This is a genomic window from Proteus terrae subsp. cibarius (assembly GCF_011045835.1).
Lineage (GTDB): Bacteria > Pseudomonadota > Gammaproteobacteria > Enterobacterales > Enterobacteriaceae > Proteus > Proteus cibarius.
Map to the genome: position 1 here is coordinate 482521 of NZ_CP047349.1, position 16242 is coordinate 498762.

At 38.6% G+C, this 16242-nt stretch carries 16 protein-coding genes; 3 read left to right on the forward strand and 13 right to left on the reverse strand.

The genetic code is table 11. From position 1 onward, the window contains the following. Positions 1 to 320: 320 nt before the first annotated feature. Positions 321 to 1076, reverse strand: a complete 756-nt coding sequence (locus tag GTH25_RS02325; RefSeq protein WP_099660020.1) for a hypothetical protein — start codon at positions 1074 to 1076, stop codon at positions 321 to 323. A gap of 137 nt (positions 1077 to 1213) precedes the next feature. Here GTH25_RS02325 and GTH25_RS02330 point away from each other — a divergent pair, with 137 nt between their 5' ends. Beyond that, positions 1214 to 1741: an SMI1/KNR4 family protein gene (locus tag GTH25_RS02330; RefSeq protein WP_164530305.1), complete on the forward strand. Its 528-nt coding sequence runs from the start codon at positions 1214 to 1216 to the stop codon at positions 1739 to 1741. 305 nt (positions 1742 to 2046) lie between these two features. Here GTH25_RS02330 and GTH25_RS02335 read toward each other — a convergent pair whose 3' ends face one another. The 8 genes from GTH25_RS02335 to GTH25_RS02370 form a co-directional block, all read right to left on the reverse strand. Next, positions 2047 to 2679 (reverse strand): hypothetical protein, encoded by a 633-nt coding sequence (locus tag GTH25_RS02335; RefSeq protein WP_164530306.1) that lies wholly within the window; start codon positions 2677 to 2679, stop codon positions 2047 to 2049. A gap of 187 nt (positions 2680 to 2866) precedes the next feature. Further along, a complete protein-coding gene (gene fis, locus GTH25_RS02340; RefSeq protein ID WP_004245342.1) occupies positions 2867 to 3163 on the reverse strand; it encodes a DNA-binding transcriptional regulator Fis in 297 nt (98 codons plus the stop codon). A gap of 20 nt (positions 3164 to 3183) precedes the next feature. Further along, positions 3184 to 4155, reverse strand: coding sequence for a tRNA dihydrouridine synthase DusB (gene dusB, locus GTH25_RS02345; protein ID WP_069368388.1), 972 nt, complete (start codon positions 4153 to 4155; stop codon positions 3184 to 3186). A gap of 321 nt (positions 4156 to 4476) precedes the next feature. Further along, positions 4477 to 5358, reverse strand: a complete 882-nt coding sequence (prmA, locus tag GTH25_RS02350) for a 50S ribosomal protein L11 methyltransferase (protein ID WP_023582902.1) — start codon at positions 5356 to 5358, stop codon at positions 4477 to 4479. A gap of 23 nt (positions 5359 to 5381) precedes the next feature. Further along, the gene (gene panF / locus GTH25_RS02355) at positions 5382 to 6827 is read right to left on the reverse strand and encodes a sodium/pantothenate symporter (protein ID WP_075671511.1); all 1446 of its coding nucleotides are present in this window, start codon (positions 6825 to 6827) and stop codon (positions 5382 to 5384) included. Beyond that, positions 6817 to 7065, reverse strand: coding sequence for a YhdT family protein (locus GTH25_RS02360; RefSeq protein ID WP_075671499.1), 249 nt, complete (start codon positions 7063 to 7065; stop codon positions 6817 to 6819). The genes panF and GTH25_RS02360 overlap by 11 nt, the downstream gene beginning before the upstream one ends. Before the next feature lie 330 nt (positions 7066 to 7395). Beyond that, the gene (locus GTH25_RS02365; protein WP_075671497.1) at positions 7396 to 8598 is read right to left on the reverse strand and encodes a MalY/PatB family protein; all 1203 of its coding nucleotides are present in this window, start codon (positions 8596 to 8598) and stop codon (positions 7396 to 7398) included. A gap of 28 nt (positions 8599 to 8626) precedes the next feature. Further along, positions 8627 to 9850, reverse strand: a complete 1224-nt coding sequence (locus GTH25_RS02370; RefSeq protein WP_371317019.1) for an aromatic amino acid transport family protein — start codon at positions 9848 to 9850, stop codon at positions 8627 to 8629. Between the two features lie 343 nt (positions 9851 to 10193). Here GTH25_RS02370 and GTH25_RS02375 point away from each other — a divergent pair, with 343 nt between their 5' ends. Further along, a complete protein-coding gene (locus GTH25_RS02375; protein WP_075671493.1) occupies positions 10194 to 10652 on the forward strand; it encodes an Lrp/AsnC family transcriptional regulator in 459 nt (152 codons plus the stop codon). 73 nt (positions 10653 to 10725) lie between these two features. On the opposite strand, the gene accC is transcribed toward GTH25_RS02375, so the two are convergent. The 4 genes from accC to acuI all read right to left on the reverse strand — a co-directional run bounded on the left by accC (position 10726) and on the right by acuI (position 14440). Beyond that, the gene (gene accC / locus GTH25_RS02380) at positions 10726 to 12075 is read right to left on the reverse strand and encodes an acetyl-CoA carboxylase biotin carboxylase subunit (protein WP_075671491.1); all 1350 of its coding nucleotides are present in this window, start codon (positions 12073 to 12075) and stop codon (positions 10726 to 10728) included. 12 nt (positions 12076 to 12087) lie between these two features. Beyond that, positions 12088 to 12558 (reverse strand): acetyl-CoA carboxylase biotin carboxyl carrier protein, encoded by a 471-nt coding sequence (gene accB, locus GTH25_RS02385; RefSeq protein WP_075671489.1) that lies wholly within the window; start codon positions 12556 to 12558, stop codon positions 12088 to 12090. A 33-nt stretch (positions 12559 to 12591) separates the two neighbouring features. Further along, positions 12592 to 13035 carry a type II 3-dehydroquinate dehydratase gene (gene aroQ, locus GTH25_RS02390; protein WP_075671487.1) on the reverse strand — a complete coding sequence of 148 codons (444 nt, stop codon included), beginning with the start codon at positions 13033 to 13035 and terminating at the stop codon, positions 12592 to 12594. A gap of 430 nt (positions 13036 to 13465) precedes the next feature. Next, complete coding sequence (acuI, locus tag GTH25_RS02395; RefSeq protein ID WP_075671485.1) at positions 13466 to 14440, reverse strand: acrylyl-CoA reductase (NADPH); 975 nt, start codon at positions 14438 to 14440, stop codon at positions 13466 to 13468. A 689-nt stretch (positions 14441 to 15129) separates the two neighbouring features. Between acuI and mreB the strand changes: the two genes are divergently transcribed. Continuing rightward, entirely contained in the window at positions 15130 to 16173 is a 1044-nt protein-coding gene (gene mreB / locus GTH25_RS02400) for a rod shape-determining protein MreB (protein WP_023582893.1), read from the forward strand. The last annotated feature ends 69 nt before the right edge of the window (positions 16174 to 16242 follow it).

Consider the following 16242-nt stretch of genomic DNA (forward strand, 5'->3'; position numbering starts at 1 on the left):
TCTTTAAGACTATTCTTGCTTATTTTCGGGGGGAGGGAATTTAATTCAGTGGAGAGTTTATAAGATTAATTATCGGAAAATGATAATTGAAGAATGCAAATAAGAATATCGGAATATTTATTTAGTGTAAGTGTTTCTTATTTAGATGGTCTTTATATGAGTGTTTTATATTAAATATACGACTAGGTGTTTTTTGTTCAAACGTAAGGGCGAAGTATAAAGTGCTATTTATAATTATTTGATAGAGATAAACATTGCTTTTTATTAAAGAAATGTTTATCTAAATAGAATGTTGATATTAGAATTAAAAATAATTAGATTTATGATTGAGTCTCACCTATATAACTCAATTTCCACTGTTTTATTTGGCTTTTGGGGTTAATTAATGTGAATTCATAGTGTTCAAAATGAGAAAGCACTTTTTTAAATTCAACCTTCGCTTTATCTAAATCCCATGATTTAGGGAAGTAAAAACCATCAAAAGAAATATTTTCTAATCTTGCAATAAATTGATGGATAAACTCATCAAATCCACCATAAGTTAGTGCGATTTTTCCACTCCAATTAATGTGATAAGTGTTATCTTGTTGACGTTGGAAGTGAATTTGATGATTTTTACATTCATCATGTCCTAATAAATAAATACTGAATGCGGAGATTTCTGTTGGCTCATCGTCGTCTTCAGAATGATTTATTTGTGGTGCAGTATCAAGATTAAATTGGTGCGTGATAAAATTGTCAAAATCAAAAGGAACTTCGCCTGTACTCAGTAAAATACCTTTTTCATCTGACCAAAATGTTGAAGAGAGAGTGCAACGATGATAATTATCCCAGACAATCCTAGATTGCCAATCAACAAGGCTGGTATATTCTTCCTCATCATCTAGCTCATCTTCATCTATATCATCAGGATAATCCTTACCTTCACTTAAATAGTAGCTGGCACTTCTAAGATGCAGATCAAACCAAAGTTGGCCATGTTTATCTAATCGCCCAGACCAGACAAATTCTTCAATGTTATGAGGTTTAGGGTAAGCGCTATCAATAAATGTAATGGTATGTGAAGGTGTTGTCATGATTATCGTCTTGTTGGTATCGGATTTTTATCACGTATCTAGAGTGATAGAAATTAGCGAAGTTATGATAAAAATAAGGTAAAGATAAAATACCATAAATTGAGCGATAAAATGGAAATCAAATCAGAGAGGATAGAATGTTAACAACATTAAATCAGTGGCTACCAATACCTTTATGTCCGATAGAACGAGGAGAAGATAAGGAATGGCTGCTTATTGATAATCGATACACCTTTCCTCAAGACTATATTGAATTTGTCATGCAATATGGTTCAGGGCACATAGCCAACTTTATTACGTTATTTAATCCATTTAGTGAGAATGAATATCTTAATTTCTTTCAGCAAAAAGAGGCAATCCTTAAGGATTTTGATTCGTTAATACAGGCTGATCCTGATTATTATACTTTTCATCTGTACCCTAAAGATAATGGACTTTTGCCTATTGGAGTGACAGATAATGGAGATACTCTGTTTTGGGTTGTTTCATCCAATGATAGCAGTTTATGGACAATAGCAATTATTCCATCCAGAGCCTCTGAAGTAGAATTTATTGCAGAAAATCTGACAGGGTTTTTAGAAGGAGTGCTATCAAAACGAATTCGTTGTCAGTCATTTCCAGCAGGGTTCCCATCAGAGAATATAACGTTCATTTCAAACAACTGAAGGGTTATTTGCCTATGGGTAATTGAGTTACTAAGTATGTCGTGGCAAGCCCGAGAAGGATAGAGATGCTAAAGCTAATAAGCGTACCTAACATAACATATTCTGTTAGTTTTTTATCTTGGTCATTTTGTAATTCACCAAATCTAAATATAGATTTGGCTGCTAATAAAAAACCAATTGCTGCAAATTGGTTTAAAAGAATGAAGGTTAAAATAAGTATTCTTTCCAAATAACCAATAGATTGACCAGCAGAAATGAGCGTTGAGCCTTCTTCTGCGACAGGTGTCCATTTCTTAAGTAACTCATCAATAAGCCTTGTTAATTAAATAATTAACGTATTGAATATATTCATCTATTAACTGGTAGTGGCTAGCATTTAATAATCTAGTAATATTACTTCTCGATTTTTTTAATTCATCAGCGATAGCATAGTGAGATTTATCTTTATTGACCATGTATTTAAGTAAAACTTGCGCTTGTGCTCGAGTAATTTCTTTGAGTTGTACATTTAAATACTTAGTGACTAAGGTAATGTTTTGTTGAAAATCTGAGCTAGATGCCGATATTGTCAAAATTTCACCTTTCATTTTATCGAGTCCTTCGCCAGATAAAATAAAGGCCTCACCAATTGAAGTTCTTACATCATTACGCAATGAGTCAATTTTGCCGATGCCAATACTTTGACGAGCACTGATTTCTAGATTTAACGTTTTTAGTGCCAATTGGATGACGATGGCGGCTTTGATAGCATCTTCTGCTTGTAAGCAAACAATCTGGAAAGAATCGCCGCGGTATCGATCATATTTAATTGGTAACTGTTCTGAGAGTAGCTGAACTGTTTGCTCCAAAGTGTAGAGCATAAGATCATAGCTTTGGATGGGGATATTTTTAGAATCAATGATATCGCCTGTAATGACACTTACGATGTCTTTATTCATCTTTTGGCTCTTATTATTTGATGGGATAAATATCATGTTACCATATTTGGTAACACAGTGGCATGTTACCATATTTGGTAACATGTTCATTAACTTTATAGAGAAAGTGTGAAAAAAAAGCAACAAAAAAGCCTTTCCTGGAAAACCAGAAAAGGCTTTTTATAAAAATAGACCTAACTGACTAGGATCAGTTCATGCCGTATTTTTTCAGTTTCTTACGCAGTGTGCCGCGGTTAATGCCCATCATTTGCGCTGCACGCGTTTGGTTGCCACGGGTGTACTGCATTACCATGTCCAACAATGGCTGTTCAACTTCAGCCAATACTAGCTCATATAAGTCATTAACGTCTTGACCGTTTAATTGAGCAAAATAGTTCTTCAGTGCTTGTTTAACTGAGTCACGTAAAGGTTTTTGGGTCACCTGATCTTGTGAATTTACGGTGGCAACTGTTAGTACGTCTGAATTTACGCGTTGTTCGAACATAGTTCTGTCAGCTCTTTTATTTATTTACGCAAAAAATTTTCGAAATATGCTTCCAACGCCTCCAGCTGTTCGCTGGCATCCTCTATGGCGTTGAAGGAGCGCCGAAACTGGTCATCAGGGGCATGTTCCTTGAGATACCAAGAGACATGCTTGCGTGCAATGCGAGTTCCTTTGCCTTGACCGTAAAAGTCGTGCAACTCACGCACATGCTTTTGCATTATTTGTTGTACCTCTGCAATCGGCAGAGGGGGCAACAGTTCACCTGTGTCCAGATAGTGCTGGATTTCCCGAAAGATCCAGGGTCTTCCCTGAGCAGCGCGACCGATCATCAAAGCATCGGCTCCAGTGTAGTCTAATACTGCTCTGGCTTTTAGCGGGTCTGTTATGTCTCCATTCGCAATAATGGGAATAGAAACACTCTGCTTAACTGTCCGAATACTGTCGTATTCGGCTTCCCCTTTGAACAAACACTCGCGTGTACGTCCATGAATAGTGAGAGCCTGAATACCACAACGTTCAGCCAATTTGGCAATCTCTACACAGTTACGTTCATCAGGTGACCAGCCAGTACGGATCTTGAGAGTAACAGGAACATCTACCGCGTTAACCACAGCAGAGAGGATCTCTGCGACAAGGTCGGGATGACGAAGTAGTGCTGAACCGGCTAGCTTTTTATTCACCTTTTTTGCAGGGCAACCCATGTTAATGTCGATAATTTGAGCGCCACTATCTGCGTTTATTTTCGCAGCTGCCGCCATATCAACGGGATCACTTCCTGCAATTTGTACGGAGCGGATCCCCAATTCATCACTATGTACCATTCGTAATCGAGACTTGTCTGTCTGCCAAACCTGAGGATTGGAAGAAAGCATTTCAGAAACTGTCATACCCGCACCCATATCATAGCAAAGCGACCGAAAAGGTCGGTCTGTAACGCCAGCCATGGGAGCCGCGATAAGGCAATTTTTTAACTGATACTGTCCGATTCGCATAGATGAAAAGAGGGCCAAACTGTGACTGCAAGGGCGCGTATATTACGCATTTTTTGCCAGATATGAAAGGACAAAGTTTAACCAAATTGCGAAAAAAAGTTACTTTTTTACACTTGATTTTTTATGAATTGATTATTTAATCAATAAAAACATAATGTTATGTGTTTTTAGAAAATTAAAAATTGATGATATAGAATTGATAAACAAGTGAAACTAAGTAGAGTTTATCAGGCAAAAATGTGATTAATGCCTGATAAACAATAATTAAGCGAAATTTTAACGCAATGAGATCATCTCATTTTGGTTAATATTTGTTCGGCGTTATTTTTTCACACCGGTAATACGACACCACTCTTCTTTTTCAGCAACAGGATCTAAGTTAAATAATCCTTCATAGGCAGCAGCTACACCTTCTGCTTGTGTCGCTAACACCCCTGAAAGACCTAGATGTCCACCTTGGCGAGGTAGTGTGCTGATAACAGGTGCTAGTTCACGCAATGGACCTGCTAAAATATTGGCGACTACAACATCAGCGCTGAGGTTATCAGGCTGGTCTTTTGCAAGATACAGTGTGAGTGCGTCAGAAACACCATTACGCTGTGCATTATCACGACTTGCTTGGATAGCTTGAGGGTCGATATCAATACCAATCGCTTTTGCTGCACCCAGTTTTAATGCCGCAATAGCTAATATGCCAGAGCCACAACCGAAGTCGATAACTGTTTTACCCGCTAAATCTAAACCATCAAGCCACTGAAGGCATAATGAGGTGGTAGGGTGGGTACCTGTACCAAATGCAAGACCAGGGTCTAGCATGACGTTAACGGCGTTAGGATCAGGCACTTCACGCCAGCTTGGACAAATCCATAAACGCTCGCCAAAACGCATTGGGTGGAAATTATCCATCCATTCACGTTCCCAATCTTTATCTTCGAGTTGTTCAATTTTGTGCAGGAAACCTTGACCGAGTAATGGCGTATTTTCTAACATCGCCACAACGATTTTCATGTCAGTTTCTGCATCATATAAACCGATAACGTCAGTATCACCCCAAAGACGAGTTTCACCCGGTAAAGGTTCAAAAATAGGGGTATCGTGACTATCTTGGAAAGTCACTGAAACGGCACCGCTTTCAACCAATTCATCACCAATAGCTTCTGCATTAGCGGCGGTTGCATTAAGTCTTAATTGTATCCAAGGCATAATTAGTCTCTTTAAAAACGAATTCACTGTAATGATGCTGATTGGGGCAGAGTATGCTCCCCAAATCGATTAGCCACAAGAAACGCGACTAAGCTCAATAACAGTGATGGAACAATGGGGTGGAATCCAGCTATCTGGATATTAAATGTCGCAAGGGTAGCGTAGAGTGTGGCACCTGTGATCATGCCCGCAATCGCACCATAACGGTTGGCTTTTTCCCAATAAAGCCCAAGAACTAAAGGCCATAAGAAAACCGCTTGTAGGCCACCAAAAGCAAGTAAGTTAAGCCAAATAATCATCGATGGTGGGTTCCATGCTGCAAACAGCAGTAACACACCTAAAATCAAGGTCGAAAGGCTTGATAAACGAGAAATACGTTTTTCATTCGTGATCGCATGCGGTGCGATATTGAGATAGAGATCTTTGACTAACGTTGCTGATGATTGTAACAGTTGCGCATTAATCGTCGACATAATGGCAGCCATCGGTGCCGCAAGAAAAATACCTGCTGCAATAGGTGGTAATACTTCAACCATCAGTGTTGGAATAACTTGATCAGGAACCGTCAGATCAGGAATGATCGCCCGACCTAATGCGCCAGCAAAGTGCATACCAAACATCAGTAGTGACATCACAATGGTACCAATGATGATCCCTTTATGCATGGCTTTACTGTCTTTGTAAGAGATGCAACGTACCGCAGTATGTGGCAAGCCGATAACACCAAAACAGACCAGTACCCAAAATGAAGCCATAAATGGGCCACTTAAAATACCATCCGCCCCTTGGGGAGATGTTAACGCAGGATCGATGGCATTGAGTTTTTGTATCGCAATATCTAATCCACCAGCTTTATAGATAATGGCAAACAGGAGAATAAAGGTACCAAGCAGCATCACAAGGCCTTGTAAGGCATCGTTTAATACGCTAGCTCTAAATCCACCAATTGCAGTGTACAACGCAATGGAGATCCCAAAGATCAGTAAGCCGAATTCATAAGGAATGCCTGCTGCAGTTTCTAATAAACGCGCTCCACCAATAAATTGCACTGTCATGGCGCCGACAAAAGCGACTAACAGACTTAAACTGGCAAACCAGACTAGAAAACGGCTTTTGTAACGCGCATAGAGCATATCGTTTAAGGTTACGGCATTATAACGGCGCGCTAAAATGGCAAATTTTTTCCCTAAAACACCCAGAGAGAGCCAAATTGCGGGAAGTTGGATCATCGAAAGTAATACCCAACCGATACCGTATTTATAGGCAGCACCCGGCCCACCAATAAAGGAGCTGGCACTGACATAAGTTGCTGTGATAGTCATGGCTAGCACGAAGCCACCCATTGAGCGGTTACCCAGAAAATATTCGTTAAGAAACTCGCCTTTTTCGCGCTTACGATAAGCATAAGCTGATAACAGAAAGACCAGCAGAAGGTAGCCAATCAGTGGCACTATGACCTCAGTTTGCATCGTCATGCTCATCTCCTAACGGCATATCTTTGAAAAAGTAGCGCACCATCAGATAGCACAACAGAAAAAACAAAACAGGTAGGAATAAGCATGAAAGCTCAAACCAAAGAGGTAAACCAGTAATGCCTAGTGTGTTATCAGGTAAATAGCCGGTAATTAACCAACCCAACAAATACATAAAAGTTAAAATTAGGGCCCAAAGGGCTTCTTTGTGGGCCTGAACAAAACGTTTGTCCATCTGTTCTCCCAATCTTAATAGGGTTAAAAATGATGGAAGGATTGTACGGGAAAGTGAGTATTGATTCAGTGAAAATTAATCACAAAGTCGCGAGAGGATATTAAAAATAGATTATCTTATTGTTTTAAAAAGGATTAGTGACCATTTTCTATTAAGAGAATAATAGAATAGAGATAGATTTGTATATTAATCAACAAATAAATTGTTGAAATAATCGCCATAAGCAGGGTGCTTAATATAATGGAAATAGGATAAAAGAAGAGCAGACACTAAAATAAATTAATCAAAAGTGGTGCTCTTCTTTGTTTTACTCATCTCATAAATTAAAAATTAAAGGGCATTTTTTATTCTTTCTAAACCTTCTTTGATAATGGTGCGAGGGCAAGCAAGATTAATACGAATATAGTTATCACCATTACTTACAAACATATTTCCACCTTCTAATAGAATGCCTGTTTTATTCGCAAAATAGAGTGAAAGCTGTTGGTTATCGACATCTTCAGGTAAATAATTTGCCAAATTAATCCACGCTAAATAGGTTGAATCAGGTATTTTAAAGTTTGCTTTTGGAAAATGAACCTGTGTAAACTCTTGTACTAATTTAAAGTTATCATCGAGATAGTTTCTTAGTTCTTTTAACCATTCATCACATTGAGAATAAGCGGCTTTTGTTGCAACTAAACTTAATGGTGAAATAAAGTCATCATAAAGACGAAGCCACTCTTTTTTTACTTTTTTATCTTTAATAAAGATATGAGACATCAGATTACCTGCAAGATTAAATGTCTTGCTTGGAGCCATGCAGGTGATAACTTTTTCATAATGAGGAAAGAGTTTAGCAATAGGAGTATGCGTCACACCGTTACGTAATAAATCACAATGTATTTCATCTGATATTATCCAAATATCATTTTCAATACAGAGTTTCCCCATCTTAATTAGCTCTTCTTCAATCCATACTTTACCCGTTGGGTTTTGAGGATTACATAAAATAAAGAGCTTAATATTAAGTGACTTATCTTTAATTTTGCGTTCCATATCAGCAAAATCGACAGCGTATTCACCATCTTCTTCTAATAAATCAGAGTAGATCACTTGGCGAGAGTTATAATCTCCCGCTTGTTTAAAGGGAGTATAAGAAGGCGTTTGAATCAGGATGCTTTCATCTTCTTTTATTAATAAAGGCACTAGGCGATTTAACGCAGGAATAATACCCGGTGATAATACGATTTCACGCGGATCAATTTCCCAATCATAATGTCTTTGACACCAGTTTTTAAATATTTGGTAATACTCATTATCATACACCTTGGTATAACCTAATATTTTTCTATCAAGGCGCGCTTTAATGGCGTCAAGCACTTCAGGAGGAGTAGAGAAGTCCATATCTGCAACCCACATTCTAATAAACTCATTATCAGCAAAGGAAAATTGCGCATCTTTATCTGCTTTAAAAATATACTGGCGCCAACCATCATAATTTAAAGCATCAGTATCTTTTCTATCTATAATTTCGTCAAAGTTATATTTCATGGTTAAGCCTTTAATACATCTAATTTAATTAAATAAATTTTAAGAAAGGAGAAATACAAAGTAGGATGCCTGTAAAGATAATTAAATACAGTGATCCACCTTTATAGCGGTGCAATGAAGGTACTTTGTAAACTAAATAAGCAGGAATAAGACAACCTACAATCCCGAAAATAGGACTACAGATTGAAGTGAACATTAATACTGGCAGATTAAGAACAATGGCTCCCCACGCAATAACGACAGTGAAAATGACAATACAGAGCGAGAGGATTTTCTGATTAATTTTTTCTGCGGGAATAATACGAGTAAGAGCATTCATGACTAAGCCTTGTACTGCTTCTTTAAAGCCAAGATAAACCCCAAAGAATGCTGTCATTAATGCAAAGATGTTGAGTGCCACACCAACAGGAGTCACATATTTAGCTGCATCACCTTCAATAAATTGTGCTGCGATCGCTAGTGCAGAAATATTCTGCTCATAGGCTTTAACCGCTTCATCATGTCCAATGGCAAAAGTAAAAGAAACGGCATAGAAGAAAACAACACAAAATAGTGTACCAAAAGAGATATTCATGGCTCTTAGGGCTTTGTAGCGAGCGATTTCAATCGACTTATTTTTGGCACGATAAGAAATTACCATTGGGCTAAGGGATTGAATAAAGAGTATAGAAGTGAGCGTAAAAGGTAGGGTAATAATAGCGTTTTTAATTAATAGACTAAAAGGCGGGAAGGCATCGATATTTTTCGATAAATCCCACATACTGATCATCATGACACCCAGCGCAAACACAACTAATAATTTAGATAACACCATAAAGCTTGAGATTTTAAATAATAACTCTTCACTTCGTGATGCAATTAAAACGAGAAATGAGATAAGAATTAGGCCATAGAATGGATTTTCTGACAGTAATCCTTCTGTTACGCCAAAGGTGTGTAGATAAGATGCTGTATCATTAGTCAGCGCTGTTGGATAAGCAAAAATCCAAATCACTAACATCAAGAAGTAAAGTAACCCTAAAAACATTCCCCAGTTTTTACCAAGATAACCTTCGATAACACTAGGGTAGTCTTTACATTCTTTAGAATCGGCAAGGGTATTAATAAACAGGCGTTGAAAGAGGTACATGGCAGGGTAGCCAATAATAGAAGAGAGTAAAAATACCCATAATCCAATTAAGCCAACTTGTACGGGTAAAAAAACAATACCAGCACCAATTGCCATACCGATACTGATAATAATCCACCCCATATCGGTATTATCAAATCGAGTTAATTTTTTCCATTCTTCTTTTGAGAGAGAGGCCCTATCAACTTTTTGTTCTAATAAGGTCATACATGTAATCCCATGTGAAAGTAAAATTTATAGTATTTGTTTTGTTAAGTTTATTTTTGGAACATGATTTCTAATCATTTTGTATTAGCTGAATAACGATACTTCGAAAATTATTTTAGCAATTAGTGTGATTAATTATTTCTCCATATTGGAAGCTAGATGGACTTATTTATTAATAAAATTCGCTAAAATTTAGTTATGAATTAATTATCTTTGATAAAAAAGTTATTTTGATTAATGTCACAGAGGTGCGAATAGAATGGATCTTGACAAAACGGATATGGGGATACTTAAGCTGTTACAGGAAGAAGGGCGATTAAATAATTCGGAAATTGCTAAGCGTGTTTTTTTATCCCCACCGGCTTGTTGGAAGCGACTTAAGACATTAGAAAAGGGAGTGATAAAGAGTTATCGAGCGATAATTGAACCTAAGCATTTAGGGTTTAATTTTTATGCATTTATGAACATCACGTTAGATCTGCATTCTGAAGATAATATGGCGCATTTTGAACAAGAAATAATGAAAATTGATAATGTGATTTCTTGTCATAATATCTCAGGCCGATACGACTATATGTTGCAACTGGTTGTTAAAGATATGGAAGATTTTCACAACGTTTCAATGATGAAAGTGCGTGCCATTGGTAATATTAAAGAGATGAATACCAGTTTTAGCATTCGAGAAATAAAACCTTTTAAAGGGTTTCCTATTAAATAAATACATATCAGAAAATCTGCAATAAAAAAGGCATAGTTAATAAACTATGCCTTTTCTTGTTAAGTGAGAAAGATTATTTCTCAGCTAAACCTAAACGTTTTTCAAGGTAGTGAATATTGGTACCACCTTTTTGGAATTGCTCATCATTCATAATGAACTGGTGTAGTTCAATATTGGTTTTAATACCATCAATGATAAGTTCTGCCAACGCATTCTTCATACGAGAGATCGCGATTTCGCGTGTTTCACCGTAAGTGATCAATTTACCAATCATTGAATCATAGTGAGGTGGAACAGTATAACCTGCGTAAATATGCGATTCCCAACGAACGCCAAATCCACCTGGTGAGTGGAATCGAGTGATCGTACCAGGGCTTGGCATGAAGGTTTTTGGATCTTCTGCGTTGATACGACATTCAATTGCATGACCATGAACATTAATTTGATCTTGGGTTACTGATAAAGGTAAGCCTGATGCAATGCGTAACTGTTCTTTGATTAAGTCGATGCCAGTGATCATTTCTGTTACTGGATGTTCAACCTGAATACGGGTGTTCATCTCAATAAAGTAGAATTCACCATTTTCATACAGGAATTCGAATGTACCTGCACCACGATAGCCGATTTCAATACATGCGTTCGCACAGCGTTCGCCGATATTTTTACGGATTTCAGGGGTAATACCCGGTGCTGGTGCTTCTTCAACCACTTTTTGGTGACGACGTTGCATTGAGCAATCACGTTCAGCCAAATAGATTGCATTACCTTGACCATCAGCCATAACTTGAATTTCAACATGGCGTGGGTTTTCAAGGTATTTTTCCATGTATACCATGTCGTTGCTAAATGCCGCTTTTGCTTCCGCACGCGTCATTGTAATGGATTGTTCTAGATCTTTTTCAGAACGAACAACACGCATACCGCGTCCACCACCGCCACCAGAGGCTTTGATGATAACTGGGTAGCCAATACGTTTAGCAATTTCAATATTTTTTGCAGTGTCGTTACCTAAAGGACCATCTGATCCTGGTACACAAGGAACACCTGCTTTTTTCATCGCTTCGATAGCAGAAACTTTGTCACCCATTAGGCGGATGGTTTCAGCTTTTGGACCGATAAAAATAAAGCCTGAACGTTCAACTTGCTCTGCGAAATCAGCATTTTCAGACAGGAAACCGTATCCTGGATGAATGGCTTGTGCGCCACTGATCTCAGCCGCTGCAATAATTGCAGGGATATTTAGGTAACTTTTTGCTGAAGCAGCGGGACCAATACAGATAGTCTCGTCTGCCAGCAGAACGTGTTTTAAATCACGGTCTGCCGTGGAGTGAACAGCAACTGCTTTGATCCCAAGCTCTTTACATGCTCTTAGGATACGCAGTGCTATCTCACCACGGTTGGCAATGAGGATTTTTTCTAGCATGGACCTGCCTCGTTATTCGATAACAAAGAGTGGAGCGTCAAACTCAACGTTGTCGCCATCTTGGCAAAGGATAGATTTAACAACACCCGCTTTGTCAGATTCAATCTGGTTCATCATTTTCATTGCTTCAACGATGCACAGAGTATCGCCTACATTGACTTGCTGACCGACTTCAACAAATTTCTTAGCTTCAGGGCTTGGTGAGCGGTAGAACGTTCCGACCATTGGTGAACGTACAACGTGACCGCTGATTTCTTGCGCTGGTGTAGCCGCTGGTGTTTCTGGCGCTACAGGCGCAACTGCATTTGCTAATGCAGGTTGTGGTGCCACTGGTGCCGCAAAATATTGCTGAGGAGCCATTTGACCCTGGAGGCCAGAGTTACGACTAATACGTACTGACTCTTCACCTTCAGAGATTTCCAGTTCAGAAATGCCAGACTCTTCGACTAGCTCGATCAGTTTTTTAATTTTACGAATATCCATGAGTTGATTCCGTACTCTTTTTGATGTTTTTTATTAAGACAAGCGGCTGACCGCTGCCTGTAAAGCAAACCGATAACCTTCTGCACCTAATCCACAGATTACGCCTGTTGCGATATCAGAGAGATATGAATGGTGACGGAAAGGCTCCCGACTGTAGACATTGGACAGGTGAATTTCAATAAATGGAATATCCACCCCTAATAATGCATCACGCAGTGCAACACTGGTATGCGTGAAAGCTGCAGGGTTGATTAATATATAATCGACATTACCCCGAGCTGCATGAATTTTATTTATCAGCTCAAATTCAGCGTTAGACTGAAAATGACTGAGTTTCACATTTAATGCCTGAGCATCTGCTGACAAACTTTGAACGATATCATCCAGAGTTAAGTGTCCGTAGGTTTCCGGCTCTCTTGTTCCAAGCAGGTTTAGATTCGGACCATTCAGGAGCAAAATATGAAAATTTTCCGACATTATGCTTCTATCTCCGTCAATTCGTCAACGAAATGACAAAATAACCTGTGCTTTTCGTTTTGTCATCTTTTATTGTATCCAATGCTACGATACATATCACAAAGTCCGACATTATAGACATTTCACAGAAGATAACAGCAAAATACTGGTCTAATCAGGGAGTGAAGGGTTTATTTTGATGAAAAGTTAAAAGTTTTTACAAGATTGTAAATGCAAGAAAGCAAAATAAATAGGTGTCTAAAAAATAATCATAACACCACGTTATTTATTGATGTCACTGGAAATCTGAGCTTCTTTGAGATTAATCATCAATATATGTCATAAATGTGATCTACATCACAATTTGGTATCTCTACTACACACAAAGAAGCTTATTCTGGCATTAAATAAGGTGAGTTAACGCCAGAAATAAGCAGATAAAAACCAAAAATTAGAGTTTTACTAGGGTTCGACCTGTTACCTGATTATCCATAATCATTTGGGCATAACGAGGAACTTCATCAAGCGTAATTTCAGTCGTCGCTTGTTGATAGAACGTTTCTGGCAGTAATTTTAACAAACGTTGCCAAACTTGAGCGCGTTTTTCAGCTGGGAAATAAACCGAATCGACGCCTTGTAAGCGAACATTACGTAAAATAAAAGGCATGACTGTCGTTGGTAAAGAGAAACCACCCGCTAATCCACAAGCTGCTACTGTTCCGTTATAGTTTGTTTGTGACAGAATATTGGCAAGAATTTGCCCACCTACGGTATCAATTGCACCCGCCCAGTGTTGTTTATCTAAAGCCTTACCCGCAGGCTCAAACTCTTCACGAGTGATAATATTTTTAGCACCAAGTTTGCGTAAATAGTCATGGTTACTTGCTCTGCCACTTAGTGCGGTAACTTGGTAACCTAATGCTGTTAGTAAACTAATGGCGGTACTTCCGACACCACCACTGGCTCCTGTGACTAAAATATCACCACTTTCAGGAGTGACTCCGCCTTGTTCTAATGCCATTACACAAAGCATGGCAGTAAAACCAGCAGTCCCAATTGTCATGGCATTTTTTAAAGAGAGTCCTTCTGGTACTACAGTTAGCCAATCACCTTTTACACCAGCTTTTTGTGCAAGCCCACCCCAGTGACTTTCACCTACACCCCAGCCAGTTAATAAAACATGTTGACCAATATGGAAGCGAGGATCTTCGGTGTGATGAACAACACCTGAAAAATCGATACCTGGTACCATTGGGAATTGGCGCAGTATTTTTCCTTTGCCTGTGATCGCGAGTCCATCTTTATAGTTAAGCGTTGAGTAATGGATATCGACAATAACCTCATGAATAGGAAGTTTTTTTTCATCAACACTCTGTACACTGGCACTGAGTTTGTTGTCATTTTGTTCTACTAATAATGCTTTCATCTTGACCCCTCATCGATTTCTACTTGTGTCATGATAGGTGATTTTTTAGGCCTCGTCGTGATTGTGCACAATATCTATTGTAATAATGAGACAAATAATCCTTTTTTAGTGTATAAACGGGGGGCTATGTTTATTGGTGCAGAGATTATTCTGAGTTTTATATCTTGGTTATTAGATAACACCGTTAATGGTTTACGATTGGATGAAAATTAGCATTTCTCTTTATTACTCGAATTTTAAAGATAATGTGTTGCCTTAGAAGTATTCGAGGTGGGTACTCTGGTTGTTATCTCAGTCAAATTTTGTCGATGAAACACCATTTAATATCAATAGAGTGATTGTGCTTATTCAAATGAATAAATTTTATTTGAACTTGCAACGAGACTTTTGAGTCACAGTTTGGCAACAAAGTGAGATTTTTCTTTATTGATGTGAGCGTTGTTTGTATTGTTACATAACTTAAATATGAACAGCGTAGGATCGAAATTATGCGTTAATCGTTCTAATTAGCCCATTTTTATGCAGTTTTTTTCTGCTCCAATTGGGAAAAGTAACGTAGAATATTGTGCCTTTAAGATTATTTACGTGTCCACTTTAATTTAAGTAGTGAATCGCGCCTTGTCGCTGCTTATTGTGGTTGATAGAGTAGACGGATTTTTCCGTCCCGGCTTGCAGGATTATCCTTTCGTATGTTTAAAAAATTTCGTGGCATGTTTTCCAACGATTTGTCTATTGACTTGGGTACCGCCAATACCCTTATTTATGTCAAAGGACAGGGTATTGTTCTCGATGAACCCTCCGTTGTCGCTATTCGTCAAGATCGCGCTGGCACATCAAAAAGTGTTGCAGCTGTAGGGCATGAAGCCAAACAGATGTTAGGGCGTACACCTGGGAATATCGCTGCTATCCGTCCAATGAAAGACGGTGTGATTGCTGATTTTTATGTAACCGAAAAAATGCTTCAGCACTTCATAAAACAGGTTCATAACAATAGCTTTATGCGTCCAAGTCCTCGCGTATTAGTTTGTGTACCCGTTGGGGCAACTCAAGTAGAACGTAGAGCTATCCGTGAATCAGCACTAAGTGCAGGTGCTCGCGAAGTGTTCTTAATTGAAGAACCTATGTCTGCGGCAATCGGTGCAGGTTTACCTGTTTCTGAAGCAACAGGCTCAATGGTGGTTGATATTGGTGGTGGTACAACAGAAGTTGCCGTGATTTCATTAAACGGTGTCGTTTACTCTTCATCTGTTCGTATCGGTGGTGACCGTTTTGATGAAGCTATCATTAACTATGTGCGTCGTAACTACGGCTCACTGATTGGTGAAGCAACCGCAGAACGTATCAAACACGATATCGGTTCAGCTTACCCTTCTGATGAAGTCAATGAGATTGAAGTTCGCGGTCGTAACCTTGCAGAAGGTGTACCTCGTAGCTTTACATTAAACTCTAATGAAATTCTTGAAGCCTTACAGGAACCATTAACAGGTATCGTAAGCGCAGTCATGGTTGCATTAGAACAATGCCCGCCAGAATTGGCTTCTGATATTTCAGAGCGCGGCATGGTATTAACTGGTGGTGGTGCGTTATTACGTAACCTAGACCGTTTATTAATGGAAGAAACAGGTATTCCTGTGATTGTTGCTGAAGATCCACTGACTTGTGTTGCTCGTGGTGGTGGTAAAGCATTAGAAATGATCGATATGCACGGTGGCGATCTGTTTAGCGAAGATTGAGATTAATTCTAACAAGGGAGAATGGATTCCCCCTTGGTGAGAATATTAACGCCTGTTCTTTTACTTCTC

What these genes read in the sequence shown, in the direction of transcription:
- GTH25_RS02325 (WP_099660020.1), bottom strand. Translation starts at nt 1,076, where the DNA reads ATGACAACACCTTCACATACCATTACATTTATTGATAGCGCTTACCCT.
- GTH25_RS02330 (WP_164530305.1), top strand. Translation starts at nt 1,214, where the DNA reads ATGTTAACAACATTAAATCAGTGGCTACCAATACCTTTATGTCCGATA.
- GTH25_RS02335 (WP_164530306.1), bottom strand. Translation starts at nt 2,679, where the DNA reads ATGAATAAAGACATCGTAAGTGTCATTACAGGCGATATCATTGATTCT.
- fis (WP_004245342.1), bottom strand. Translation starts at nt 3,163, where the DNA reads ATGTTCGAACAACGCGTAAATTCAGACGTACTAACAGTTGCCACCGTA.
- dusB (WP_069368388.1), bottom strand. Translation starts at nt 4,155, where the DNA reads ATGCGAATCGGACAGTATCAGTTAAAAAATTGCCTTATCGCGGCTCCC.
- prmA (WP_023582902.1), bottom strand. Translation starts at nt 5,358, where the DNA reads ATGCCTTGGATACAATTAAGACTTAATGCAACCGCCGCTAATGCAGAA.
- panF (WP_075671511.1), bottom strand. Translation starts at nt 6,827, where the DNA reads ATGCAAACTGAGGTCATAGTGCCACTGATTGGCTACCTTCTGCTGGTC.
- GTH25_RS02360 (WP_075671499.1), bottom strand. Translation starts at nt 7,065, where the DNA reads ATGGACAAACGTTTTGTTCAGGCCCACAAAGAAGCCCTTTGGGCCCTA.
- GTH25_RS02365 (WP_075671497.1), bottom strand. Translation starts at nt 8,598, where the DNA reads ATGAAATATAACTTTGACGAAATTATAGATAGAAAAGATACTGATGCT.
- GTH25_RS02370 (WP_371317019.1), bottom strand. Translation starts at nt 9,850, where the DNA reads ATGGGGTGGATTATTATCAGTATCGGTATGGCAATTGGTGCTGGTATT.
- GTH25_RS02375 (WP_075671493.1), top strand. Translation starts at nt 10,194, where the DNA reads ATGGATCTTGACAAAACGGATATGGGGATACTTAAGCTGTTACAGGAA.
- accC (WP_075671491.1), bottom strand. Translation starts at nt 12,075, where the DNA reads ATGCTAGAAAAAATCCTCATTGCCAACCGTGGTGAGATAGCACTGCGT.
- accB (WP_075671489.1), bottom strand. Translation starts at nt 12,558, where the DNA reads ATGGATATTCGTAAAATTAAAAAACTGATCGAGCTAGTCGAAGAGTCT.
- aroQ (WP_075671487.1), bottom strand. Translation starts at nt 13,035, where the DNA reads ATGTCGGAAAATTTTCATATTTTGCTCCTGAATGGTCCGAATCTAAAC.
- acuI (WP_075671485.1), bottom strand. Translation starts at nt 14,440, where the DNA reads ATGAAAGCATTATTAGTAGAACAAAATGACAACAAACTCAGTGCCAGT.
- mreB (WP_023582893.1), top strand. Translation starts at nt 15,130, where the DNA reads ATGTTTAAAAAATTTCGTGGCATGTTTTCCAACGATTTGTCTATTGAC.